General features: G+C 52.1%; 23 protein-coding genes. 17 read left to right on the top strand and 6 right to left on the bottom strand.

Annotated elements, in window-relative coordinates; genetic code table 11:
• Genes AB4Z33_RS08630 through AB4Z33_RS08620 form a run of 3 tightly spaced genes read left to right on the top strand, consistent with a single transcriptional unit; the run spans window position 1 to window position 5,683 of the window.
• On the top strand, window positions 1-1,602 hold the full coding sequence (locus AB4Z33_RS08630) for a response regulator (protein WP_442049540.1): 1,602 nt from the start codon (window positions 1-3) through the stop codon (window positions 1,600-1,602).
• Window positions 1,603-1,619: 17 nt separating this feature from the next.
• Window positions 1,620-4,070, top strand: a complete 2,451-nt coding sequence (locus tag AB4Z33_RS08625) for an alpha-L-rhamnosidase-related protein (protein WP_442049539.1) — start codon at window positions 1,620-1,622, stop codon at window positions 4,068-4,070.
• Window positions 4,067-5,683, top strand: a complete 1,617-nt coding sequence (locus AB4Z33_RS08620; RefSeq protein ID WP_442049538.1) for a beta-galactosidase — start codon at window positions 4,067-4,069, stop codon at window positions 5,681-5,683. Before AB4Z33_RS08625 ends, AB4Z33_RS08620 begins: the two co-directional genes overlap by 4 nt.
• Window positions 5,684-5,918: 235 nt before the next feature.
• On the opposite strand, the gene AB4Z33_RS08615 is transcribed toward AB4Z33_RS08620, so the two are convergent.
• On the bottom strand, window positions 5,919-6,059 hold the full coding sequence (locus AB4Z33_RS08615) for a hypothetical protein (protein WP_442049537.1): 141 nt from the start codon (window positions 6,057-6,059) through the stop codon (window positions 5,919-5,921).
• 388 nt (window positions 6,060-6,447) lie between these two features.
• Between AB4Z33_RS08615 and AB4Z33_RS08610 the strand changes: the two genes are divergently transcribed.
• Both AB4Z33_RS08610 and yqeK read left to right on the top strand, forming a co-directional pair.
• Window positions 6,448-6,798 (top strand): hypothetical protein, encoded by a 351-nt coding sequence (locus AB4Z33_RS08610; protein WP_442049536.1) that lies wholly within the window; start codon window positions 6,448-6,450, stop codon window positions 6,796-6,798.
• 20 nt (window positions 6,799-6,818) lie between these two features.
• Window positions 6,819-7,448, top strand: a complete 630-nt coding sequence (yqeK, locus tag AB4Z33_RS08605; RefSeq protein ID WP_442049535.1) for a bis(5'-nucleosyl)-tetraphosphatase (symmetrical) YqeK — start codon at window positions 6,819-6,821, stop codon at window positions 7,446-7,448.
• Between the two features lie 71 nt (window positions 7,449-7,519).
• Here the strand turns inward: yqeK and AB4Z33_RS08600 are convergent, their stop codons facing one another.
• A complete protein-coding gene (locus AB4Z33_RS08600; protein WP_442049534.1) occupies window positions 7,520-8,209 on the bottom strand; it encodes a TetR/AcrR family transcriptional regulator in 690 nt (229 codons plus the stop codon).
• A 330-nt stretch (window positions 8,210-8,539) separates the two neighbouring features.
• Between AB4Z33_RS08600 and AB4Z33_RS08595 the strand changes: the two genes are divergently transcribed.
• Genes AB4Z33_RS08595 through AB4Z33_RS08560 form a run of 8 tightly spaced genes read left to right on the top strand, consistent with a single transcriptional unit; the run spans window position 8,540 to window position 18,002 of the window.
• The gene (locus AB4Z33_RS08595; RefSeq protein ID WP_442049533.1) at window positions 8,540-10,240 is read left to right on the top strand and encodes an ABC transporter substrate-binding protein; all 1,701 of its coding nucleotides are present in this window, start codon (window positions 8,540-8,542) and stop codon (window positions 10,238-10,240) included.
• A 15-nt stretch (window positions 10,241-10,255) separates the two neighbouring features.
• Window positions 10,256-11,242: an ABC transporter permease gene (locus AB4Z33_RS08590; RefSeq protein ID WP_442049532.1), complete on the top strand. Its 987-nt coding sequence runs from the start codon at window positions 10,256-10,258 to the stop codon at window positions 11,240-11,242.
• Window positions 11,243-11,255: 13 nt separating this feature from the next.
• Complete coding sequence (locus tag AB4Z33_RS08585; protein WP_442049531.1) at window positions 11,256-12,116, top strand: ABC transporter permease; 861 nt, start codon at window positions 11,256-11,258, stop codon at window positions 12,114-12,116.
• Between the two features lie 19 nt (window positions 12,117-12,135).
• Window positions 12,136-13,134 (top strand): ABC transporter ATP-binding protein, encoded by a 999-nt coding sequence (locus AB4Z33_RS08580; RefSeq protein WP_442049530.1) that lies wholly within the window; start codon window positions 12,136-12,138, stop codon window positions 13,132-13,134.
• A complete protein-coding gene (locus tag AB4Z33_RS08575; RefSeq protein ID WP_442049529.1) occupies window positions 13,103-13,897 on the top strand; it encodes an ABC transporter ATP-binding protein in 795 nt (264 codons plus the stop codon). Before AB4Z33_RS08580 ends, AB4Z33_RS08575 begins: the two co-directional genes overlap by 32 nt.
• Window positions 13,894-15,210 (top strand): sulfatase family protein, encoded by a 1,317-nt coding sequence (locus AB4Z33_RS08570; protein ID WP_442049528.1) that lies wholly within the window; start codon window positions 13,894-13,896, stop codon window positions 15,208-15,210. Before AB4Z33_RS08575 ends, AB4Z33_RS08570 begins: the two co-directional genes overlap by 4 nt.
• Window positions 15,211-16,233, top strand: a complete 1,023-nt coding sequence (locus AB4Z33_RS08565; protein ID WP_442049527.1) for a formylglycine-generating enzyme family protein — start codon at window positions 15,211-15,213, stop codon at window positions 16,231-16,233.
• Window positions 16,230-18,002, top strand: a complete 1,773-nt coding sequence (locus AB4Z33_RS08560; protein WP_442049526.1) for a sulfatase-like hydrolase/transferase — start codon at window positions 16,230-16,232, stop codon at window positions 18,000-18,002. Before AB4Z33_RS08565 ends, AB4Z33_RS08560 begins: the two co-directional genes overlap by 4 nt.
• Window positions 18,003-18,005: 3 nt before the next feature.
• Here the strand turns inward: AB4Z33_RS08560 and AB4Z33_RS08555 are convergent, their stop codons facing one another.
• Window positions 18,006-18,437 carry a hypothetical protein gene (locus AB4Z33_RS08555; protein WP_442049525.1) on the bottom strand — a complete coding sequence of 144 codons (432 nt, stop codon included), beginning with the start codon at window positions 18,435-18,437 and terminating at the stop codon, window positions 18,006-18,008.
• Between the two features lie 114 nt (window positions 18,438-18,551).
• The gene (locus AB4Z33_RS08550; RefSeq protein WP_442049524.1) at window positions 18,552-19,577 is read right to left on the bottom strand and encodes a matrixin family metalloprotease; all 1,026 of its coding nucleotides are present in this window, start codon (window positions 19,575-19,577) and stop codon (window positions 18,552-18,554) included.
• Between the two features lie 167 nt (window positions 19,578-19,744).
• On the opposite strand from AB4Z33_RS08550, the gene AB4Z33_RS08545 reads away from it, so the two are divergent.
• Window positions 19,745-20,269 carry a GNAT family N-acetyltransferase gene (locus tag AB4Z33_RS08545; protein WP_442049523.1) on the top strand — a complete coding sequence of 175 codons (525 nt, stop codon included), beginning with the start codon at window positions 19,745-19,747 and terminating at the stop codon, window positions 20,267-20,269.
• A gap of 59 nt (window positions 20,270-20,328) precedes the next feature.
• On the opposite strand, the gene AB4Z33_RS08540 is transcribed toward AB4Z33_RS08545, so the two are convergent.
• A complete protein-coding gene (locus tag AB4Z33_RS08540; protein ID WP_442049522.1) occupies window positions 20,329-21,000 on the bottom strand; it encodes a TetR/AcrR family transcriptional regulator in 672 nt (223 codons plus the stop codon).
• Window positions 21,001-21,167: 167 nt separating this feature from the next.
• On the opposite strand from AB4Z33_RS08540, the gene AB4Z33_RS08535 reads away from it, so the two are divergent.
• A complete protein-coding gene (locus AB4Z33_RS08535) occupies window positions 21,168-21,920 on the top strand; it encodes an SDR family NAD(P)-dependent oxidoreductase (protein WP_442049521.1) in 753 nt (250 codons plus the stop codon).
• A 444-nt stretch (window positions 21,921-22,364) separates the two neighbouring features.
• Window positions 22,365-22,745 (top strand): helix-turn-helix domain-containing protein, encoded by a 381-nt coding sequence (locus AB4Z33_RS08530; RefSeq protein ID WP_442049520.1) that lies wholly within the window; start codon window positions 22,365-22,367, stop codon window positions 22,743-22,745.
• On the opposite strand, the gene AB4Z33_RS08525 is transcribed toward AB4Z33_RS08530, so the two are convergent.
• Window positions 22,742-23,260 (bottom strand): TetR/AcrR family transcriptional regulator, encoded by a 519-nt coding sequence (locus tag AB4Z33_RS08525; RefSeq protein ID WP_442049519.1) that lies wholly within the window; start codon window positions 23,258-23,260, stop codon window positions 22,742-22,744. The genes AB4Z33_RS08530 and AB4Z33_RS08525 overlap by 4 nt on opposite strands.
• Before the next feature lie 295 nt (window positions 23,261-23,555).
• Here AB4Z33_RS08525 and AB4Z33_RS08520 point away from each other — a divergent pair, with 295 nt between their 5' ends.
• Entirely contained in the window at window positions 23,556-24,314 is a 759-nt protein-coding gene (locus tag AB4Z33_RS08520; protein WP_442049518.1) for an SDR family oxidoreductase, read from the top strand.
• Window positions 24,315-24,478 lie beyond the last annotated feature (164 nt).

Raw genomic sequence — 24,478 nt, 5'->3', positions numbered from 1 at the left:
ATGTATGACGTATTGATCGTAGACGACGAACCCGTGGCAAGACAATCGCTTCGCTACTTGATTGATTGGGAGCAATACGGCTTCGTCATCCGAGCGGAGGCCGAGAACGGACAGCAAGCACTGTCGCTGCTTAAGGAGCATACGTTCTCGCTCGTGCTGACCGATATTCGCATGCCGATCATGAATGGACTTGAGCTTATCGCACGAATGAAAAGCTTTACCGCCGATACGGACGTCGTCGTATTAAGCGGCTATGACGACTTCGAATATGCGCGCGAAGCGATGAAGCTTGGCGTGAAGGAATATTTGCTTAAGCCGGTCGATGAGGAGGATCTGATTGAGCTGCTCAAGCGAACGGCAGCGAGCATTGCCGAGGCGCGATTATCCGAGCGCCAGCACCGGCTTGGCATGTCGGCCATCCGCGATCAGTTTCTGCGGAAGCTGACGCATGGCGGCATGAACAGCAAGGAATATGAGGAGCAGCTGTCGCTGCTGGAGATGGGACGATTGCCAGAGCGATACTGCTGTCTAATTGTGGAGCTGGACTTCGTCTATGGCAAAGCGAGCTTCTCTAGTGACTCCGAGAGTGTATTGTCGGAGAGAGACGTCGAGTTGAAGCGTTACGCGGCACGCAATATTAGCGAAGAGGTGACGGGCGGGCTCGGATTTCTGTTCGAGGAGTCGGAGGAGCGATACGGCATCCTCTGCGCAGGTGAGCCCGGGGAGGTGACGCCTTCAACCGTGCGCGAGCTTGCGGAGAGGCTTTCCCGTTCGGTGAGCCAGTATGCGAAAGAAACCGTTACGATCGGCATAGGCACGATCGTCGACGGCTTCCAAGATGCGCCGGCATCGTTTGCGGCTGCTGAGCAGGCGCTTGACCGCAAGTTTCTGACGGGAGCCGGTACGATACTGGAAGGTCGGGACAACGAGCTCCTGGATAACGATATGGATCGCGAGCAATTTCAGATGTTAGCCGCCGAGCTGATCGAATTCATTCGTTGCGGCGACAGTGCAGCGGCACATGAAACGCTTGCGGCGCTGTGGCAAAGCTTCCAAGGGGGCGGCGTGCCGGCAAATCAAGCTAAACTGTCCGTTGTGGAGCTGTTCGTACAGCTCTACCGCATCGTGCGCGAGTCGGGAGCAAGCCATGAAGGTTTGTTCGATCATGCGTTAGGCGATTATGAATCGGTCATGCAGTGCAAGACGATGGCGGAGCTTCTAGCGATTACGGAACGCAAATGCAAAGATGTATGCGCGCTGCTCATGAGAGGCAAGGAGCTGCGTCCGAACAAAATCGTGGACGAAGTGAAACGCCTCATCCAAGAGCAGTATGGAGGTAACGTGAGCTTGAAGAGCGTTGCGCAGCAAATTTACATGAATCCGAACTATCTCGGCAAGCTRTTCAAAGCGACCACGGCTATGACCTTCAACGATTATTTGCTGCAAATACGAATGGAAAAAGCGAAGGAGCTGCTTATTCAGAGCGACTTGAAAGTATACGAGATCGCGGAGACGGTCGGTTATAACGAGCTCGATTGGTTCTATAAACGGTTCAAAGCTTATACAGGAGTCAGCACGAGCGAATACCGCTCTGCGCGCTGACGAAGGAGGAGCAGGAGATGGAAGAGAACAGAGCATGGACGGCCAGCTGGATATGGGCTGAGCATGATAATTCGGCAATAGCCGGCGGGGATCGTCCTGAAACGGTGTTGTTCCGGCGGAGCTTCGAGGTTCCCGTGCAAGGAGAGGGTTACCGGCTCATGGTTCGCGTATCGGCGGACAGCCGTTACCGGTTGTACTTGAATGGCGAATCGGTTGCGCAAGGTCCATGCAAAGGCGATGCCAATACGTATTATTACGAGACGCTCGATCTGACAGACCGCTTAAACGCTGGCTTTAACGTGCTAGCCGCGCGGGTTATGCGCTATCCGGCATCGGCTAGAGAGAACGGGGCAGAATGGGGGCCGGCATCGGCGTGGCGTTCCGGGGCCGGCAGTTTTCTTCTGGAGGGCAGCTTGGAGGATGGCGACGGCGAGCGCTTGGAATCGCTGGATTCGAGCGATAATTGGAAAGCGCTTCCCTTGCCATATGAGGCCCTTCAGCTTCAGCCGGAAACGTATACTTTGTTTATCGGCGGGGGCGAGCAGGTTGACGGTGCGAAGTGGCCCTTCGGCTGGGAATCTGCTCCGTATGATGATGCGGGCTGGAAGCAAGCAGCCGTCATTGCACCTACGCATGATAAGATGTACGGCAGCTTAAGCAAGTGGCAGCTGACGCCTAGGCCGATTCCGCTCATGCGGGAGGCGGAGTGCGATTTCACGGCTATCGTTCAGGGAGAAGGATCGGGTCGTATATGGTCTCGCACCACGCTGAGCGGGGGCGATCTCGGAAGCTTAACGGTGGCTGCGGGAGAGGAGCTATGGCTTGAACTGGAAGCCCCGGAGTTAATGGCGGGTTATCCGCGCTTAGCGCTGTCGGGCGGTAGAGGTGCGCATGTCACGCTGTTGTATTCCGAGTGCTACGAGTATCCGCCGGGGCCGAACGGACAACGAAATAAAGGCGTGCGCGATGAGCCGGATGGCAAGGCGCTGTACGGCTTTACAGATGAATATACCGCTGCAGGCTATGGGAATCGGGATGGTGCTGAGATTTACGAGCCTTTTCATAGACGTGCATTCCGCTACATTAGACTTCAGGTGAAAGCTTCGGACGAAGCGCTTGTGCTGGAGCGAATCTCCATACGCCGAACGGGATATCCGATGGAGGAAATCGGACATTTTGACGCATCAGATGCAACGTTAAAGCCGTTATGGAACATCAGTCTGAACACGCTGCGTAACTGCATGCACGAGTCGTACGAGGACACTCCTTTTTACGAGCAGATGCAATATGAGATGGATACGCGCCTGCAAGCGTTGTTCACGTATCAGGTTAGCGGCGATGATAGGCTGGCGAGAAAAGCGATCTACGATTTCCATAGCTCAATTACGCCAAGCGGCATGCTTCAGAGCCGTTATCCGTCAGTCTCGCGGCAGATTATACCGGGCTTCGCGCTGTTCTGGGTCATGATGGTCCATGATCATTACGCACATTTTGCAGACTATGCGCTCGTTCGCCAATATCGCTCGACTATCGATGCCGTACTTGGCTGGTTCGAGAATCGTATTGATTCGACCGGACTTGTGGGGATCATGCCCGAAGCGTATTGGTCGTTCGTAGATTGGACGGAAGCGTGGAGGCACAATGCCGGAGCTCCTCCTTCAGGCAAGTCTGGGCCGCTGACGGTGTATAACCTGATGTACGCGGACGCGCTTGAGAAAGCTGCGGAGCTTAATGAAGTGACGGGCAGAAGAGACACGGCAAGCGAATATCGCGAACGCGCAGATCGCATTCGTATAGCGGTAAGAGCACATTGCTGGTCGCCGGAGCGGGAATTGTATCGCGATAGCCCATCCTCTGAGGATTATAGCCAGCATGCGCAAATTTGGGCGGTGCTGACGGGAACGGCTTCAGACGGAGAGGCTCAAGGGTTGATGCAGCGGATGCTGAACGATAATAGCTTGCCGAAAGTTACGCTTGCGATGTCTTATTATTTGTTCCGCGCGCTTGAGCGGACTGGGTTATACGATCATACCTTCCAGCTATGGGATGCATGGCGCGAGCAAGCTGATCTTAATCTGACGTCTTGGGTCGAAGATCCGGTCTCGGTGCGCAGCGATTGCCACGCTTGGGGAGCGCTGCCGCTTTACGATCTGCCTGCCTCCGTGCTTGGCGTTAAGCCGTTATTGCCGGGATATGCAGCAATCAGCATCACTCCGCATACGGGTACGCTGCAGTGGGCTTCYGGCAGCTGTATGACGCCGAAGGGAGAAGTGGCCGTGAAGTGGGCCATCGAAGCTGGCCGCTTCCGTCTAACGGTTAACCGTGCGGGGGATACGCCGGTTCATGTTGAATTGCCAAGCGGCGAGAAGCTCCTATTTACGGAGAAAGGCCCAATTGTATGTGAATGCATAATAATGCCAGCCAATTATACAGACAACGATAATACGGAAGGGGCGAATAGGGCATGATCCTTGGTGTTGCCTATTATCCAGAGCATGAGCAGCCGGAACACTGGCCGATTGATTATAAGAAAATAAAAGAAGCGGGTATTACGCAAATTCGAATCGCGGAATTTGCTTGGGCGGTATTGGAGCCGCGGGACGGCGAGTTCGATTGGGAGTGGTTGGACCGCTCCATTGAGGAAGCGGCAGCCTGCGGATTGGAAGTTGTGCTCTGCACGCCTACCGCTTGCCCGCCGATCTGGCTCGTTGAGAAGCATCCGGATGTCCTGCCCGTGAATCGCAGCGGGGCTACCGTCCGCTTCGGGGCAAGACAGCATCGCTCTTACTCTTCTAAGCATTATGTGGACTATTCCATGCGCATCGTAACGAAGATGGCAGAGCGCTATGGCAGCCATCCGGCTGTCGTAGCATGGCAGCTCGACAATGAGTTCGGCGGCGAGACAAAATTCGATTTCGGCGAGTGTTCTCTGGAGGCGTTCCATGCGTACCTAGCGGAAACATATGGCACGGTAGAAGAGCTTAACCGCCGCTGGGGTACGGTGTTCTGGTCACAGCGTTATGAGCGGTTCGATCAAATTCCGCTTCCGGCGAAGATCGACGCCGATGTAACGATGTGGCAGAATCCGAGTCTAGAGATGGCTTTCGCCAAGTTCTCATCTTTGTCCATCGTCAACTATGCGAGGAAGCAGGCCGAAGCATTAAGGCCATTTATTGACGGCCGGCCGATAACGACGAACGCGTTCATGTTCCGCTGGGGCGACAGCGTCGACTGGTCGAAGCTATTCGACGGGCTGGATGTCGTAGGCATGGACATCTACAGCGACAAGCCGCATGAGATTGCTTTCTACGGAGACGCATGCCGAGGCGTGCTGCAGCGTCCGTTCTGGATGATGGAATACGGCACGGGCTCGCGCAACTTGATCAGCGAGATGGAGCTGCTGAAGGACCGCGGCTGCAGCCGGTTTTTCCTGTTCAAGGCGAAGCCGTTCCCATGGGGACAGGAGCAGGGCGGGGGACATCCCGAGCTGCTGACGCTGACGGGTGAGCCGTCCGCCAACTATGGTGTCGTGCGTGACTACACGGAGCGTCACCTCGATTATATCGAGCCGACGGAAGCGCAAGCTGCGCCAATCGGCCTTTACTATCACTTCGAGAGCTCATGGAGCTACCGGATCTCGGTATCCGATCATATCGCATATGCCGATTACATGGTAGACACCGTTTATCGTTCGTTATACGACGAGACTCGTTCGGTCGACGTACTATATACGCCAGAGCATATTGGCGATCATAAGCTGGTCATCGTACCGCTGCATCTGCTTCATGACGCCGCGCTGGAGCAACGTTTGTCAGAATACGTACAAAGTGGCGGTCGTCTCATCGCGACGACGGACTTGTTCCGCAAAAACGGCGACAACGTCTTTTTGACTCAGGTGCCAGAACTGTACGGCAGCGTATTCGGATGGAACGCGAATAACTTCGTTACCGATTCGATTCGCGTACGACCAAGCGGCGGCGTCTATACCGAGAACAGATACGGCGAAGGCAAAGCATGGTTCGTCGCGCGAGACACGTCAGTCGAAGAATGGCAAGCACTCATTGCGAAGGCATTATTATAAGTGGAACAGAGGTTGCGAAGCTGTGGATGCTTCGCGGCCTCTTTTTTTGCAAGAAATACGGACACACACGCTGCACCAAAACCTCAGCAGAGCCCTGAGGTGCTAATAGTGTCTTTTTGGGCCACTAATGGGAATGTAGCAGTGGAATTGCCTCATTTAGTTCGATTTTAGGCCGTTAATGGAGCTGATCTCCGATGTATGGTCTAATAAGCCGAATTAGTTTGACGAAATGCCGTTACACGCACAGCCACGCCGTCTGCTCGCCCACGCAACCGTCGGTTTCGCCATCCATAAGCTGCATTTCCCATCCTATTGCCCTCAAGTAAACTAGATTTGTGCGAATAGGATGAATTCCCCATCCTATTCTATCCGCCACGCCGCCTGCTCCCCCACCATTGCCACTTTCACCAACCATAAGCTGCATTTCGCATCCTATTCTCCTCAAGTAACCTAGGTTTGTGCGAATAAGCTGGGTATCACATCCTATTATGGATGGCTACACAGCTTTGGCGGAGGTTGCGATTTAGTTCGGTTCAGGGCTACGTAAGTAGTAACGACGAAATACCACTATTGCGTTGTACAGCACTTCTACAGCCCCTTACTCTAGACGGCAGTTAGCTCGTAATGATCAATGGTTTCTCGCTAGCACCCAAATGAAACTAAACCGCTCTAGCTGAATTCCAAATTACCGATTTCAAAATTTTAACAAATGATATAATATAAAGGTGGTTAGGGATGGCGTTCATCGGAGAGGTGGCAACAGCATGAGGGACAGAAGGAAATGGGGTCTCAATCGGATACTATTTGTTTCGGGAATCGGGATGCTGGCATTGTTCATCGGTGCAACGGTCTACTTAAACACGCGTGGCCATGATCAKCCTTACGCACTAACGATTTACGGCGACCATCCCGAGAGGCATCTTATCCAGATTAAAGATACGCAGCATTTAATTCATACATACGGCTTCAACATTCCGGACGAACGCGTTGCTTTGAATCTAGATGGATCTTATTACGTATTGTTAGAGCGAAAGAACAGAGAGTTAGTATTCATGACAGACGAAATAAGTACGTTAAATGATTTTTTGAATGCTAACCGTGTTGGCCGAAAATAAATAGAGGCGGGGGCGTTTCGATGAATGAGGTTTTACTTCCTTACGTGCAAGGGTTTGAGCCAACCGGTAATTTACGTTCAGATATTAAGCGGTTTTTCGAGCTGAACGACGATCGGGACACGCTGGATCATACATACAAGGTAGCCGGAGTTGCGCAGAGGGTGGCTGAACGATACGAGGCCGATCCGAGGAAAGCCGTAACAGCGGCGCTGCTTCATGACATCAGCAATGTCATTCCCGTTAACGCCATGATGGAAACGGCTGAGAAGCTGGCGATCCCAATCCTCGACGAGGAAAGGAAGTACGACCGCATCGTTCATCAGAAGCTGTCGAGAGCGATGGCGGCCGAACTGTTTCATGTCGAGGACGAGGAAATCCTGAATGCGATCGAATGCCACACAACGCTCAAGGCAAATTCTACGCTGCTCGATAAAGTGCTGTTCATCTCGGACAAAATGGCATGGGAGCTTCCCGGCGACCACCCTTACCTGCAGAGCGTCAAGGACAAGGTGAACAACGACCAGCTCATCGAAGGCATCTTGGTGTATCTCGATCACCTCTGGGACAACCGGGCGAACATGAAGCTCGTCCATCCTTGGCTGATCGCGGCTAGGGAGGAACTATCGAATGACGAGTTCAAAGGATATTAGGTAGCGGCAAAAGCCGGCTGATCAGAGGGGCTGTATGAAAGGCCTCTCTGATCAGCCGGCTTTTGTTCATGTTATTGCTCCGTCACGGCGGGAGAGACAAGCTCAAACACGCTAAGATCGGGTTTCGTGCGGACGAACTGCGATACGAAATTCATTAAGTAAATCAGAATTTGCTCCGGATCTACATCCCACTGCTTCTGAATAAGATGTCCCCGCATCGCCATTCGCAGCATCATGCTGATGATCGTATTCTGAATCATCGTCTCGAGGATGTTCGGATCGAAGGAAGGCTGGATCGAGCCGTCGCTAATGCCTTCTTCGATGGCGGCCTTGAAACGCTCCCCGCGATCCTCCATCGAGTTTTTGTACCGTTTGCGAAGCTCCTCCGAAGGAAATGAGTTTCGGTAGAAGTGATCGAACAGCCCGATGAACCGCAGATGGTCGGGATGCTCGCGGTAAAGCAGCAGCCAGCCGTTCAGCATAATGCTTAGTTTATCCGCGCCAGTCTTGCCGGAATCGCCGTCCACCTGAAAATAATGCGAGATTTCGTTCATGATTTTGATCTGTATTTCAAACACGATTTCATGTATCGAATTAAAATATTTATACATCGTCACCCGGCTGATCCCCGCCTTGGCCACGATATCCACCATCGTAATTTGGGACATATCCTTCTCCAAAAAAATTTCTCTAGCAGCCTCAAGGATTTGATCCCGACGTTTCACACGAAGGTCGTCTAACTCCTCTTCCCATGTTTTCAAAGCGCTCCAGCCTCATTCCCGCAACGGTTTATAGTGTTATTCATTCGCGTCAGTTACTGCCAACTCCTCTTTCGAACCTTATTATAAGCGTTATTTCGACAAATATGAACACATAATAAATAGGTGTTTACAAGTTGTTAACTAGGTTGTATGATGATGAAGTCGGCTGTAAAGCCGAGTAATCTTATAGGATATTTGTCTACCGGACAGCCGGAGACACAATGCGAAAATATTGCCTGATGGCGATAGCTTTGTATTGTGTTTTTTTTATTTAGCCGCATATTCGATATTGGAATCGGAGCGGCAGACTACAATGGTGGAGGGTTATGTATGAGTAATCGCAAATCGAAAGTGAATTTGTTCAAAAGGTATGTACCGTTAGGCATCGCGGCGTTATTGTCGGTCGCCCTGTTCGCAGGCTGCAGCAATAACGCCAACAACGAGCCTCCTGCAGTAAACAAAGGGGAAGCAACCAATTCTCCCGCGACGTCAGAGCCGGCCAAGGGCGAGAAGGTTTCGTACCGCATCGGAGACGTCATTAATCCGGAGCAGGTCAACAACTTTAATCCTTACTTGAAAACAGGCAATTATCGTCCATTGTTCGATTATGTGTATGACGCGCTTTATTACTTCAATCCTGTCAAAGGTGAACTGATCAATCGGCTCGCGGCAGATAGCGGTACATGGTCCGAGGATCAGAAGACGTTTACCGTGAAGCTGAACACGGCTGCGAAGTGGCATGACGGAGAAGCTTTCACGGCCGACGATGTTGCGTATACGTTCCAAGCGTTGAAGGATCATGCCGTGCTCGATTCTTATCAGTTATGGAGCGACACCCGTCTAAGCAGCGTGACGGCAAGCGGTTCCGATACGGTCGTCTTTCAATTGAACAGCCCGTTCCCTTCGCTCAAGAACTACCTGACCACGGTTTATATCGTACCTAAGCATTTGTTCGAGAAAGAGGATCCGGCGACGTTTCTGAACAAAACGCCGATCGGCACAGGAGCTTTCAAATTCAGAAACATCAACGAAAGCGCGATTTTGCTCGATGCCAATACGGACTTCTTCTTAGGAGCTCCGCAAATTACCGAGCTCGTTCTTCAACGGTTCAAAGATTCGCCGGCTATTACGCTAGCGCTGCAAAAAGGGGAGATTCAAGGGACGACAGGCGCGATCGCGATGCCGAGTCTTCCGAAGCTGCTCGAGAACAAGGATAACAAACTGCAGCAATTCCCGGGTCTGTCCACCTACGCGGTCATTATCAATAACGACAAGCCGGGCTTGAACGACGCAGCCGTCCGCAAAGCGATTCAGCAAGCAGTCAATCGCGAGGAAGTCGTAGAGAAAGGCGAGATGGGAGCAGCCACGCTCGGCAATCCTGGATTCCTGTCCCAAGGCTTCGGCAGTCTGGTTGACGAGAGTCTAACATCCGATCCTTCGTTGCAGTTCAGCATCGAACAAGCGAGCAAGACGCTAGAGAATGCAGGCTACGCGAAGAACGGCAAAGGCATCTACGAGAAAGACGGCGTTAAGCTATCCTTCGTGTACTATATGGCGGCTAACGCTCCGGCGCAGAACAAAGAAGGCGCGATGATCACCGATTGGCTGAAACAGGCGGGCATCGAAACGACGATCAAGATGGTGACTTGGCCGGAGCTTACGAGCCTTGCGATGTCGGGCGATTATGATTTGATTCAAAACGGGATTACCGTTCCTCCGGATCCGCAAGCCGCGCTCGAAGTGTTCCATAGCAAAATGACGGCGCCCATCGGCGAGAATTCTCCGGGACTTAACTGGGCGAGATTCAGAGATGAGCAAGTGGACGGATGGCTGGACGAAGCCGCTTCAGCGAATGCGGAGCAGCGTGCGGAGTTGTACAAGAAGGTACAGGGAAGAGTCGCCGAGCTCGCGCCTATCGTTACGCTATACAGCACGGGCAAGACGCCATATAGCGAAACGGCATTCACGAATTACGACACGAATGTTCCGGCGACCTCCGTCATTTCGCTAGCGAAGGTCACGAAGAAATAAAGAGGAGCTGTACCGATGAAGATTCAATTGTCCTACGTCATCAGGAGAGTCGCGTTCGCAATCGCGACTCTCCTCGCGGCGATCGTCATGAACTTCCTGCTGCCAAGGCTCATCGGCGGCGATCCTGCGGAAATGATCGCTTCGACGACCGCGCTTGGCTCGGCCGAGATAGCGGATGAGCTGCGAAAGCAGTTCGGACTCGACAATCCGAGCCTGCTCCATCAGTTCGGCAGCTATATAGTCCAATTGTTCCAAGGCAATCTAGGCATTTCCTATTTCAATTACCCGGTGCCCGTCAAGGACGTTCTCTGGAACGCCTTGCCGTGGACGCTGGGTACGGTTTTTATCGCCACCTTGCTGAGCTACGGAATCGGCTGGCTGATCGGCGTCAAGGGCGCATTGAAACCGGGCTCGTGGTTCGATAATTCGGCGCTCGGCGTCAGCTTCTTCATCAACTCCGTTCCGTATTTTTGGATCGGCATTATTCTTATTCTTATTTTCGGATACAAGCTGGATTGGTTACCGATGGGTCAGGCGATTCCTGTCGATTACGATACGCTTTCCCCGATCCGCAAGGTCGGTTCCATCGCCTATCACGCCGTATTGCCGATCGTTTCGCTCGCTCTGGCATCGGTTGCGAGCCATATTCTCGTGCTTCGCAACAATTTGATCCGGGTTTTATCCGAGGATTACATGGTGCTCGCGCGGGCCAAAGGTCTGTCATCGAGAAGACGTGTTTTCCACTACGGAATCCGTAACGCTTTCCTGCCTTCGTTTACGGGATTTATGTTGTCGCTCGGTCATGTCGTCGGCKGGGCGATCACGATGGAAATCGTATTTTCCTACCCCGGAATAGGGATGCTCACCAATAACGCGATATTGAATCATGACTATCCGTTAATCCAAGGTGCATTTCTCGTTATTGCCGTATCGATCATCGCCGTTAATTTAATCGCCGATTTGATTTATCCCTTTATTGACCCTCGCGTCAATCTGAATTAGGAGCTGAACGGATATGAAGACCAACTCCCCGGTGGAAGGTTCCCGCGCATGGAACGGCAAGCAGCTGTCAGGGCTCGCGATTCTCGCTTTTTTTGCGATTGCGGCGTTCATCGGGCCGCTGCTTGCCCCTTATAACAAAAACGACATTGAATTCGAAGCGTGGCTCAAGCCCTCCGCGAAGCATCTGCTCGGTACAGATAGCTATGGACAGGATTTGTTCTCGCAGCTCATATACGGCACGCAAACCTCTTTTCTGGTCGGCATTCTGGCGGGAGCCATTACGACGGTCATCGGCGTTCTCGTCGGACTTACCGCCGGGTTCTACCGCAAATGGGTAAGCGATGCCTTGATGTTCGTCGTCGACTTGCTGCTCATCATTCCGGTCATCGCGCTTATGATCATTCTGGCTTCGTTTCTGCCGTCCATGGGACTCACGAGCATCATTCTCGTCATCGGTCTGCTCAGCTGGCTGTACATGGCACGAAGCATCCGCAGCCAGACGCTGTCGGAGAAGCAGCGCGGTTACGTGGAGGCGGCGCGGGTCGTCGGGATGGGCAATTTCAAAATCATGACGACGGAAATATTGCCGAACCTATTCCCGATCATCGCGGCCAACCTGGTCAGCGTAACGACGCAGGCGGTGCTTGCGGAGGCCGGGCTAAGCTTTCTTGGCATCGGCGATCCGCGGAGCGTAAGCTGGGGCACGATTCTTACGCTGGCGCATACCAACAACGCCATTATGTACGATGCGTGGTGGTGGATTGTGCCGCCGGGCGTAGCGATAGCGCTATTTTGTTTCGGCTTCGTGCTGCTCGGCAACGGTACGCTTGAGCGATTCAGGGCGAAACGGGGCGCGCAGCAGCATTTTTCTTGAAATACAGGAGGCGATACGCATGGGTTTACTGGACGTTAGCAATTTGCAAGTGGAATACGAATCGCCGCGGGGAATGTTCAAGGCGGTCGATGGCGTAAGCTTCTCCATCGAGCGGGGAGAAATGTTTGGGCTAGCCGGCGAATCCGGGTGCGGGAAGTCGACGACCGCTTACGGCATCAGCAGGCTGCTGCGTCCGCCCGCACGACTGGCAGGAGGCAGCATCGTCTTCGACGGCAAACCGCTCACGAGTCTTACCGAAGCCGAGTTTCGGCCGTATCGTTGGTCGAGAATTTCGGTCGTGCTGCAAAGCGCGATGAATAACCTAAATCCGGTGATGAGGATCGGGAACCAACTAACGGATGTGATACTTGCGCACGGGGCGGGCGTATCCGTGCGCGATGCGCTCCGCAGAGCGGAAGAGCTGCTTGCTCTCGTAGAGATGCCCAAGGAGAAGTTGGCCAGCTATCCGCATGAGCTGTCAGGCGGCATGCGCCAACGCGTCGTTATCGCCATGTCGCTGGCGCTGCTGCCGGAGCTTATTATTATGGATGAGCCGACGACCGCGCTCGATGTCGTTACTCAGAAAGGGATCGTGAGCCGTATTGTCGAGCTGAAGAAGGAGCTCGGTTTTTCCGTTTTGTTCATTACGCACGATTTGCCGCTTATGCTGGAAATTTGCGATCGGATCGGCATCATGTATGCCGGCAAAATGGTCGAGGTTGGCAGCGCGGAGCAGCTGCTCGGCGGGGCTCGCCATCCCTACACGCAAGGACTGCTTCGCTCCTTTCCTTCCTTGTCGGGGCCGAAGGTGCGAATCGAAGGTATACCGGGCTCGCCGCCGAATCTCGTCGAGCCCCCGGCAGGCTGCCGCTTTCAATCGCGCTGCCCGCATGCGACCGATGTTTGCTCTTCGCTTGAGCCAAGCGCAATCAACGACGATAGAGGGATGGTAGCTTGCCATCTGTATGGATCGGGGGAGGGTAACCATGAAGCCATTGCTGCAAGTCAATCGCGTTAGCAAAGTATTCGAATCGGGCTCTTTCCTGCAGAAGAAAAAGTTCAGTGCGGTCAGAGACGTAAGCTTTACGCTTCACAAGGGCGAAGTGCTGGCGATTGTCGGAGAATCCGGCTGCGGCAAAAGCACGCTCGCCAGAATGATCGTGAACTTGATCGATCCGACGAGCGGCGAGATTTTGCTGGACGGCAGTCAGACAAGCAGGAAATCAAAGGACCGCAAGGCGGTCGCGAAAGACCTGCAAATGATTTTTCAGGATCCGTTCGAAACGATGAATCCGAATTACCGCGTTCAAGACGTCATTGGCCGTCCGCTTCAACTGCATGGAGAGCAGGGCGATATTCGGAAGAAAGTGCTGGGGCTGCTCGCGCAAGTAGGTCTGACTCCCGCCGAGGATTACATCGACAAGTACGCCTCCCAGCTATCCGGCGGCCAGAAGCAGCGGGTCATGATCGCCAGGGCGCTAGGCATTAATCCGCGTGTCCTTGTCGCCGATGAGCCGACATCGATGCTGGATGTATCCATAGGAATCGACATTATGAATTTAATGCTGGATTTGAAAAACGACTATGATCTTTCCTTGATATGGATCACGCATAACTTGGGAAGCGCAAGATATATGTCCGATAGAATCCTTATCATGTACGGCGGACAAATCGTCGAGAGCGGAGAAACGGAGCAGATTATTTCAAGTCCGCAGCATGCTTACACGCGGACTCTGCTGGATGCTTCGCCGAATCCATGGGGAAGGGAAGAGAAACGATGAGCAAACCGAATATTATCGTTATTTATTGCGACGACTTGGGGTATGGCGATCTGGGCAGCTACGGCTCCGAGCATATCCGCACGCCTCACCTCGATCGGCTGGCGGAAGAGGGAGCCAGGTTTACGAATTGGTATTCGAACTCTCCCGTCTGTTCCCCGTCTCGCGCGTCGCTGCTGACCGGACGTTATCCGGTACGGACGGGAGTGGAGAGTATCTTAAGCGGCAAACGCGGAACAGCGGGCTTGTCGTTGGACGAGAAGACGATCGCGTCGCTGCTGAAGCCGCACGGCTACCGCACCGGATTGTTCGGGAAGTGGCATCTCGGCGTAACGCCGGAGCAGAATCCGAATGCCCACGGCTTCGACGAGTCGTTTGGTTTCCTGGCTGGCTGCGTGGATTATTATTCGCATATTTTTTATTGGGAGCAGCAGAGGGGCGTTAATCCTGTCCATGATCTATGGCATAACGGCAAGGAAGTATGGAGCAATGGCGGATATATGACCGAGCTTATTACGGAAAAAACCGTCGCCTTCATTGAAGCGGACGGCAATGAAGGCCATGATGAGCCGTTCTTCGCTTATGTGGCTTATAACGCTCCCCACTATCCAATGCATGCGCCGCAGAAATACGTAGATCGTTATCCGGATCTGCCTCCGGATAAGCGTATTATGGCGGCGATGATCTCCGCGGTGGACGACGGTGTCGGCGAGATTGTCGACGCTTTGCGCAGAACCGGGCAATATGACAATACGATCATATTTTTCTCTAGCGACAATGGACCGTCGACGGAGTCGCGCAATTATTTGGACGGCACGGAGGATCTTTATTACGGCGGTTCTGCGGGAATATTCCGCGGACACAAAGGCAGTCTGTTCGACGGAGGCATTCGCGAGCCCGCTATTCTTAGCTATCCGGCGCTGCTTGGACGCGGCGGTATTGTCCGACATGAGCCTTGCGCCATGATGGACGTCGTTCCGACGGTTCTGGAGCTTGCGGGAATCGAACCGCCTGTGCACCATTTGGATGGCAAGAGCATCGTGCCGCTGCTTGGTCAGCCGGGGGAACAGCATCACGAGCGGTTATTTTGGTCATACGAGGGGCAACTAGCCGTTCGCGAAGGCAAGTGGAAGCTTGTGCTTAACGGCAAGCTCGATTTCGGCCGTCAGGCGCCGGATGCCGTTCATCTATCCGACCTCGAGCATGATCCCGGCGAGCGCAACAATTTGCGCGAGCAATACCCCGATAAGGCTCGGGAGCTGGAAGAAGCCGTTACGCGCTGGTACGACGAGCTCCGGCGTCAGGAGGGAATTTAGATGGATTACCCGATCAAGCGGGAGCTTACTGCTGCTAGCGGAAATGCCGCAGCTGGCAGTTGCTGCTGCCAAGTCGGCAGGGGCACAGAAGCTGTAGCTTACGAAAGCAAGACGAGCGATAACGAATTCGGCAAGATGTCTGCTGGTGTTCCGCATGAAGGGATGGTGCTGCTGAAGGGCGGTTCTTTCCTGATGGGAACGGAGGACCGGGAAGGCTTTCCGGCCGACGGGGAAGGACCTATCCGCGAGGTGACAATCGATCCTTTCTACGTCTCTCCATACGCAGTGACGAATGCGGAATTTGCTGCCTTTGTCGCCGATACGGGCTATCGGACGGATGCCGAGCGATTCGGCTGGTCATATGTATTCCATCTGTACGTGACGAAGGAATCGGATCAGGAGGTACGCAGTACGGCCCAAAGCACCCCATGGTGGTGGGTGGTAGAAGGCGCGGATTGGCAAAGTCCGGAAGGAAAGGGTTCGCATATCGAACAAAGGATGAACCATCCGGCTGTTCATATTTCTTGGAACGACGCGGCTGCGTATTGCGCCTGGTCCGGCACGCGCTTGCTAAGCGAAGCGGAATGGGAATTCGCCGCGCGCGGCGGGCTAGTACAGAAGCGTTATCCGTGGGGAGATCTTCTGAAACCGGATGGCGAGCATAGATGCAACATCTGGCAGGGGAAGTTTCCGTACAAAAATAATGCCAGCGATGGCTACGAAACGACGGCGCCCGTGGATGCCTATGCTCCAAACGGCTATGGCCTATACAATATGGTCGGCAATGTATGGGAATGGTGTTCCGATTGGTTCAGCCCGTCTTCGCCGGTGCATGATGTGCGCATCAATCCGCAAGGACCAAGCTCGGGGAAGACGAGATCGACCCGCGGCGGCTCGTATTTATGCCACAAGTCGTATTGCAATCGATACCGCGTCGCGGCTCGAAGCTCGAACAGCCCGGATAGCTCGGCTGGCAATATGGGGTTTCGGGTCGGAGCAAGCGAGAGGAGCAACGGGAAATGAAGGCTGTAATGGTCATGTTTGATTCGCTTAACAAGCATATGCTGCCGAACTACGGCTGCGAATGGATCAAGGCCCCTAACTTTGAAAGGCTGTCGGAGGCGACCGTCACGTTCGATAGCTGTTATGCGGGCAGCTTGCCTTGCATGCCGGCGCGCAGGGAGCTGCACACGGGACGGCATAATTTTTTGCATCGCAGTTGGGGGCCATTGGAGCCCTTCGACGATTCGGCAATCGACGTTTTACGGAAAAACGGCATATATACCCATCTGTCCACGGACCATACGCATTATTTCGAGGACGGAGGCGCCACTTATCACACTCGCTTTAACAGCTGGGAGTATGCGAGGGGGCAGGAGGGCGATCCGTGGAAGGGCAATGTGCAGGATCCCCATATCCCCGAGTCGCTATCGGGACCAAAGATCGGCGGCTTATGGCGTCAAGATTGGGTGAATCGCGCTTACTTGGATACGGAAGAGAAGCAGCCGATTGCCGTAACCTTCGACAACGGCATCGAATTTATCGAGACGAACCGGAATCAGGACAATTGGTTTGTGCAGATTGAGGCTTTTGATCCCCATGAACCGTTTTTCACTCAGAAGAAATACAAGGATTTGTATCCTCATCTCTATGACGGCAAACATTTCGACTGGCCGGATTACGGCAAAGCCTCGCAGCAGCCGGAGGAAATTCAGCATGCGATCTACGAGTATGCGGCTTTGCTCAGCATGTGCGATACGTATCTGGGCAAGGTGCTGGATGTTTTCGACCGGCATAATCTTTGGGAGGATACGATGCTGATCGTCAACACCGACCATGGCTTCCTATTGGGTGAGCACCGATGGTGGGGCAAAAACATTCAGCCGTTCTACAATGAAATCGTCAATCTTCCGCTCTTCGTGTGGGACCCGCGCCATCAAACGAAGGGAACGCGAACGGATGCGCTTGTCCAGACGATCGATATCGCGCCGACGCTGCTTGAATTCTTCGGGAMGCCGATCCCATCGGATATGCAGGGCAAGCCGCTTAGCGGAGTTATCGACGGGAAAGATGGGGACCACGGGACGAAGCTGCGGGAAGCTGCTATCTTCGGCATGCATGGCGGTCATATCAACGTAACCGACGGCAGATATGTCTATATGCGGGCGCCGCAGCGCTTCGATAATGGGCCGCTTCGCGAGTATACGCTGATGCCGACTCATATGCATAATCGATTTGGGGCTAACGAGCTTGCCGATTTACACTTGCGCGAGCCTTTTGCGTTTACGAAGGGCTGCCGAACGTTGGAGATTGAGGCGCATACGTATTTGAATCCCTACTTGCACGGGACGCTGCTCTTCGATCTGGAGGTTGACCCACGCCAGCAAACGCCAATCGTGGATGAAACGACTGAAGCTAGGATGATAAAGCTGATGGCGGATTTGATGCGGGCCAACGATGCCCCGCCGGAGCAATTCGAACGTATCGGTATTCCATTGAACGGAATTGTAGAGAAAGAAGCTTTGAAGCTGGAGAAGGAAGCTCGGAAGCGGGTGTATGAAGCGGACTTAGGACTTGGCGAACAATGGACGGAGCGGGGGAGAGCGGCTTATTTCGCCGTACAATGCTTGGTCCCCGCTTCGGTTCGGGTTACGCTTCAAGATGGCATTAAGGCTTATGTCCAATCTGCCGGGATCATGAAGATCGATGAGGAGATAATCGTTAAATGGATATCGTCATTCGGGACTCAAGGCGAGCCATTAATAAAGGCGCTTAACATGCTGGTGTTGTAGAAGCTATTCTTCTGTCTTAGGATTGACCGCCTTCACGTATTTGCCTGGAGCTGCCTCAATGGCGATGGCGTCGCTCGTATCGATCTGGTCGATCGACCAAAGCTTCGTTCCCACTTCGTATTCGGTAGAAAAATTATTAGGCGTCGCTCCAGATTCCGTTAGTGATGTATATTGAATCTCGCCGATTTCTTCACTTGGCATGATCGCTTCAGCGAACGTAATTCTATAAACGGTATTGTTCCATTTGACTAGCGCATAAGGGAAGGAAGCGAATGACTTTGTTACGCTCTTCTTTAGGGTCTCTGTACTGCTATTGTCTGCCATAGCGGCGGCAGCGCTGGGAGCTTCGGCGGAATCGTCAGCCCGACTGGCGGTATCGCCGTTCGAGCAAGCGCTAGTCAAAGCGATCAGTAGAATTAATATTAGTTTTTTCATCTTGTTCACCTCATCCTCTAAACGCATGGTTTGGCCTAGATGTTGCATATTATTGGAAAACAGAAAGAACCGCCTCTGCAAGCCGAGAGGCGGTTCTTTGTTCCTGCAGCGAATCTACTTTATCTTCTTCTGATCCAGCTTCTTGCTCGATGCAATGTTCGCATAAGAACTAGAATCGGCTACATAAATGCCGTCGTCTTCATTGATCGGAATATACGTTCCATCAGCCATCTTGCGCAGGAATAGAATGACCTCTTGTCCTTTCTTCAGGTAGGTGGACATATCGGAGAATACAGTAACATCCCCGTCCGTTCCTCCCATTTGCGATAAGGTAATCGGTTGGTCGGATTCGTATTCGCCCTTCAGCACTTCGAGAACGCCGACGTTAACATCTGTTTTGTAATTCTTGTAGTCGCCTTTCTTATATTTGCTTCCTTTCTCTTTCACGACTTGGCCGCGTACAACGAGATCGGCCGCTTCGGTGAGCGAGGCTTCGTCCTCGTAATAGACGGACCAGGATGGATGAACGTAGACGCCGTCTGCCAGCGCTTCGGATTCGATGCTCGATTCGTCAAGCGCGAAGCTCGATTGGAGCGGGTACAAGCCGTTGACGACAGAGATATCATTGGCGGAAGGGTTGAGCGCTCTTGCCGTTGTGCCGTTCGAGTTAAACGTGTAAGGATGCATAATAGAGGTCGTCTCCACGACGGACGTATGCTCGAGACCTAGCGAATGTCCGACTTCATGCGCGGCAACGGCAGTAATTATGCTGCTCGTATACTTGCTCTGCGAGGTATAATACGTATTAATATTCAAAGTCGCTTGCGATATAATGCCTCCGTCTACGGTGAATGTGCACAGCCCATCCCACGTGGCCATCGATGTGTTCACATTGACCGCATAATAGGTACTGCTCGTTCCAAGCGTTGTGCTTATGTTGAAGTTCGTGTTGGTTTTCCATTTGTTAGCGCCGGCTGCCCATGGCGTAGTGGCGCTGCTCGTGTTGACGTACATCGTTTTCGTACGGCTTGCCCATTTGCCGAAAGAGGTGACGGTTGCGGATGCCGGCGTGCTGTTCACGAGCAAGGTTACTACCGTTAGTACGGCGGCGATACTGACTAGCATTCTCTTTTTACGCATAAATAATTACCCTCCTCAATGTGTGTAGCGATTCATGCATTCTGTAAAAATAACCAAATCTATCCTATTAACGTGTCGATATATGATATAGTTGCAACAAAAAGGAAATTTGATCGGGCGGCAAATGATCCAATAGTAGCGGTTCAACGAATGGGAGGCGGGCAGGAATGGAGAAAGTTCGATTAACGAAGCCTACAGAAGCCTTGAGGGATGCCTATATGGCGTACTATATGGAATGGCAATTGAGCGGCGAAGACGCTGTTCCGTGGGTCGTCAGCAAGGATCCTTCTGATTTCGATGGGATGCTTAAGTGGTATGAAGAGCGGGAGAGGGGAGAAAACCTGCCTGAAGGATGGGTGCCGGATTCTACATATTGGCTTGTAGGAGAGCAGGGGCTGCTGCTTGGCGTTGTTAACATCAGACATGCTTTAACTCCTTTTTTGTTAGAGAGAGGCGGTCATATCGGATATGGGATTCGTCCTTCGGAGCGAAGAAAAGGTTACGCCGGCGAGCTGTTGCGGCTTTCCCTAATTGAAGCGAAGCATCTAGGCATCAACCGCGTTCTTGTGGTATGCGACGAAAGCAATACAGCCTCTGCCAAAACGATTCTAAAAAACGGCGGCATCCCAGATCGCGATTTTGTGGAAGAAGACGGCAACGTAATTAGAAGGTTTTGGATCGACAATGAATAAGCCGAGCGTTACGGAGGTTGTAGCTTCCGTTCTGCCCGGCTTTTTTTCGTTACTTGTGATTATGCTTTTAAATAATCAATGAATACTTTTCTGAGAATGGCCAACTGATGATCGGACTCCAGGTCGGACTCCAACAGCATAATGTTTTTCTGAGAGGACAGCTTCTTGGAAAATAATCCGAACGTATTAACGAGCGTCGTCAACGTCTCGCGAACCGGAAGATCGGATCGGACAGAACCGTCAGCGATGCCTTGCTGGATAATCTTCGCATATTCACGCGATACACTCCGGTTCAAGGCGTTGAATTCCAAAATATCTTCAAGCGGCTCCGTGGAATGAGAGGCGTAGCTCTCAAAATCAGCCATAAACTTTGCGCTGGGGTTGTTATGGTCCTCGATGAAGAAGTCGAACAACACCTCGTGCTTCTCCAGGCAGTTCATTGGAAGCGCGGCGATCGCCTGGAAGCGCTCGTAGATTGGCTCCAGCAGCTTGGAGGCGACGGCAACGACAAGCTTCTCTTTTTTGGCAAAATAACGGAATAGTGTCGCGATGCCGATATTCGCTTCGCTCGCAATATCCTGCATTGTCGTTTTCTCGATTCCCTTCTTCGTGAACACGCGCTCCGCTGCATCGATGATTGTTGCTAATCGGTGCTGCTTGCTGTCATAACGTTCCTTCTCGTATCTTTCTTTTGGATCCATGAGCACCTTGTCCTTTTCCGTTCTTCGCACCTGTATTTCTAGCTATTATACCGATAGGGGCATCCTGTAAGCAAGATACAATTGAGTTCTGAATCGTCATATGATATTATATGAATCATAGTGATAGTAATACTATCACAACTTGCTTTCCAATAGATCATCTTTAGTGAAAACACTCGTGAAGGGGAGAGATGAGCATGACTAGATTATCGAATAAAGTAGCAATCGTAACGGGAGCCGGCAGCGGCATGGGACGCGAGGAAGCGCTCTTGTTCGCAAGCCAAGGGGCGGCTGTCGTAGCAACGGATATTAATGAAACGGCGGTTCAAGCGGTTGTAAGCGAGATCGTTGCAAGCGGCGGACAAGCGATTGCTTTCGGACATAACGTTGCTTCAGAGGATGCATGGGTCAAAGTAGTGGAAGGCGCGATAGCCGCATACGGCCGCATCGACGTTCTCGTCAACAACGCAGGCATCTCGCTGGCGATCGGCTTACTGGATACGACCGTCGAGCAATGGAATAAAGTAATGGCAATCAACTTGACGAGCACCTTCCTTGGGATGAAGCATGTCGTTCCGCATATGCAAGCGAACAAGGGCGGTTCTATAATAAATATTTCCTCTATCGCAGGTCTGACGGGCAGCAGCGGTGCTGGCGCGTATACCGCATCCAAAGGCGGCGTTCGGATGTTGACCAAAGCGGCAGCAGCCGACTTCGGCAAAGACAATATTCGCGTCAATTCGGTTCACCCTGGCTATATTGAGACACCAATGAGCTCCGAGCACGTGAACAACAAGCAAATGCTGCAATGGTTCTTGTCGCAGACGGCGTTGCCGAGAGTGGGACAAGCTTCCGAGGTCGCGCAAGCGGTGCTGTTCCTTGCTTCCGATGACGCATCGTATATTACAGGCGTCGAGCTGCCGGTGGACGGCGGCGTAACGGCGAAGTAAGCAGGTTTAAATAACGGGATGGAGCAGATATTATATCTGCTCCGTCCCGTTTCTATTTGGGGCGATTGCCCTCTAGACTCACTTAGGATCCTCGTTTCATTGCACATTATGCAACCAGCACGCGGCATAAGTGCTCCTAAGCTAAAGTCCGTTGCAGGATGTGCAACGACAGTCAACTCTTCCTTTCAATCCCCTCATAATCGACGACTTCAACGCGCGTGAAACCATAAGATTCTTATACTTTCGACCCTCCGTTTATTATATATAAATCAATTTGTAATCGCTTTATAATTCGATGTGAGATGGAAAGATATTTCATATCAGGGGGATAAAAATGAAAAGACTAGGTTTATTTAGCGTAAGCGCTGCATTGGTTGCGACGTTGGTTATGTCCGGCTGCGGAAGCGCCGGGAACAATTCAAACACGAATTCGACCATTTGCTTATGCTGCTGCGAAAATTCGGAATGCGCAATGATCAGCCGTCGTTATCCCAGTATTATGATAAACTAAGGCCCGTCGTACAGTGGATGGAGAATAACTGCGCAGCTAACGTTGGACTTCCCGAAATCGTGGAGCAAGCTCAAATGAGTGTTTCTTACCTGAATGAACTGTTCCGCGACGCCTTCGGCATGAGCCCGTATTCCTTCCTCATTCAATTGCGAATACGGGAGGCCAAAAAAATTATGGTCCATAATCCAAGCATGGCGCTTAAGGATGTATCTGCAAAGGTTGGTTTTAACGACGTAAGCCATTTTGTCGCAACCTTCAGGAAGAAGGAAGGCGTGACCCCAGCTAAGTACAGAGAGCTGCACATTGCTGATTAGTGGCGCATATGGATGGGGCTTGTTATGGCTTGACTGTTAATTAATTTGTGAAGCTGCTCTTGCATATAGGACGGTGAATACGGAAAGCCGTTCTCGATCCAGTAGAAGATTAGACCGTGCAATGAGCTTACGCTGTAGACCGTGAGCAGCTCTTGATTGATTTCGTTGTTCATCTGCTCCATATCTGTGATGGACAATTGCTGTAGGACGCGATACATTCTGTCCTTAATGACATGGAGGACGTCGCTGTTTACTAAGGCGCTATAGCTGGAAGCCCGTGTATGGATATGCTCGAATATTTTGATCGCGTTCGCCGACATTTCGGCAACATGAAATACTTTGACCTGCTCGTAAGGTGACCGATACGCTTGCTTGAATTCATCCATCAGCTCGTCAATGATCTCGTCAAGCAGAGCTTCCTTATTATCATAATGAGCGTAGAACGTGCCGCGATTGTAATTGACGAGCTCGACGATTTCCGTGATCGAGATAGAGGACAATTTTTTCTTCGTCATTAGTGATAACAACGCCTGCTTCAGGGCATCTTTACTTCGTACAATCCTGCGGTCAAGCTTGGGCTTGGACACTTGCACCTTGCAACACGTCCTTTTTTTTGCAGCGTTAACGAACATACGAGGTCTCATTGTTCATTACTGAACAAACGGCCGGCGATTACTGATTGTTCGTCCATTTAACCTTTATTATACTAAAAGTATCATGTGGTGTGATGTTTATCCTGTCGCATGATTGCTAATGTTGAGCGGTTTCGATGAATAGAGCATGATCAATTAAGCAAACGGAGGATGAAGCATGAAACTATCAGGCAAAGTAGCTATTGTGACGGGTGCGGCATCGGGAATGGGCAAAGCAATTGCACAATTGTTTGCGGCAGAAGGCGCTAAAGTAGTCGTATCGGATATTAATGTGGAGGCGGCCGGCAAGGTTGTCGATGAGATCGTAAGCAAAGGCGGAACGGCGCTTGCGCTGGCAACGAATGTCGCTAAGGAAGAAGATATTCAGAACTTGATCGACACGACGGTGCAGCAATACGGCACGCTGGACATTCTTGTTAACAACGCGGGCATTATGGATAACTTCGTTCCGGCTGCTGATCTGACGGACGAGCTGTGGGATCGCGTCTTCGCGGTGAATACGACAGGTCCGATGAGAGCGACACGCAAAGCCTTGAAAATCTTCCTCGAGAAAAAAAGCGGAGTCATCGTCAATATCGCTTCTGCAGGCGGATTGCAGGGTTCTAGAGCGGGCGCGGCTTATACGGCTGCTAAGCATGCCGTAGTCGGCTTCACGAAAAACGTTGGCTTCCAATACGCGAATGAAGGCATCCGTTGTAACGCGATTGCGCCAGGCGGCGTTATTACGAATATTAGTTCCACGCTCACCGCTCCGAACGAGTTCGGCATGGGCCGCGCGATGGCCGGCATGGGCATTAACCCGCGCGCGGGCGAGCCTGAGGAAATCGCGAAGGTTGCCTTGTTCCTCGCTTCCGATGACGCAAGCTTCGTGAACGGCACGGTCGTTACAGCAGATGCAGGTTGGTTGGCTTATTAAACATACAGTCAATACATGAAATAGCGGTCCCAATTCGGGGCCGCTATTTCATATGCTAATGTATTATAAAACATAATAACCAATTAATAATTGCGATTACCCTTTGATTACAGATTAAGTTTTATAATACATTAGCATATGAAATAGCGGCCCCGAATTGGGAC

Source organism: Paenibacillus sp. 2TAB19 (assembly GCF_052115185.1).
Taxonomy (GTDB): Bacteria; Bacillota; Bacilli; order Paenibacillales; family Paenibacillaceae; genus Pristimantibacillus.
This window is presented reverse-complemented; position numbering and strand designations above follow the sequence as displayed.

What these genes read in the sequence shown, in the direction of transcription:
- AB4Z33_RS08620 (WP_442049538.1), top strand. Translation starts at nt 4,067, where the DNA reads ATGATCCTTGGTGTTGCCTATTATCCAGAGCATGAGCAGCCGGAACAC.
- yqeK (WP_442049535.1), top strand. Translation starts at nt 6,819, where the DNA reads ATGAATGAGGTTTTACTTCCTTACGTGCAAGGGTTTGAGCCAACCGGT.
- AB4Z33_RS08595 (WP_442049533.1), top strand. Translation starts at nt 8,540, where the DNA reads ATGAGTAATCGCAAATCGAAAGTGAATTTGTTCAAAAGGTATGTACCG.
- AB4Z33_RS08585 (WP_442049531.1), top strand. Translation starts at nt 11,256, where the DNA reads ATGAAGACCAACTCCCCGGTGGAAGGTTCCCGCGCATGGAACGGCAAG.
- AB4Z33_RS08580 (WP_442049530.1), top strand. Translation starts at nt 12,136, where the DNA reads ATGGGTTTACTGGACGTTAGCAATTTGCAAGTGGAATACGAATCGCCG.
- AB4Z33_RS08575 (WP_442049529.1), top strand. Translation starts at nt 13,103, where the DNA reads ATGAAGCCATTGCTGCAAGTCAATCGCGTTAGCAAAGTATTCGAATCG.
- AB4Z33_RS08570 (WP_442049528.1), top strand. Translation starts at nt 13,894, where the DNA reads ATGAGCAAACCGAATATTATCGTTATTTATTGCGACGACTTGGGGTAT.
- AB4Z33_RS08565 (WP_442049527.1), top strand. Translation starts at nt 15,211, where the DNA reads ATGGATTACCCGATCAAGCGGGAGCTTACTGCTGCTAGCGGAAATGCC.
- AB4Z33_RS08555 (WP_442049525.1), bottom strand. Translation starts at nt 18,437, where the DNA reads ATGAAAAAACTAATATTAATTCTACTGATCGCTTTGACTAGCGCTTGC.
- AB4Z33_RS08550 (WP_442049524.1), bottom strand. Translation starts at nt 19,577, where the DNA reads ATGCGTAAAAAGAGAATGCTAGTCAGTATCGCCGCCGTACTAACGGTA.
- AB4Z33_RS08545 (WP_442049523.1), top strand. Translation starts at nt 19,745, where the DNA reads ATGGAGAAAGTTCGATTAACGAAGCCTACAGAAGCCTTGAGGGATGCC.
- AB4Z33_RS08535 (WP_442049521.1), top strand. Translation starts at nt 21,168, where the DNA reads ATGACTAGATTATCGAATAAAGTAGCAATCGTAACGGGAGCCGGCAGC.
- AB4Z33_RS08530 (WP_442049520.1), top strand. Translation starts at nt 22,365, where the DNA reads ATGCTGCTGCGAAAATTCGGAATGCGCAATGATCAGCCGTCGTTATCC.
- AB4Z33_RS08525 (WP_442049519.1), bottom strand. Translation starts at nt 23,260, where the DNA reads ATGACGAAGAAAAAATTGTCCTCTATCTCGATCACGGAAATCGTCGAG.
- AB4Z33_RS08520 (WP_442049518.1), top strand. Translation starts at nt 23,556, where the DNA reads ATGAAACTATCAGGCAAAGTAGCTATTGTGACGGGTGCGGCATCGGGA.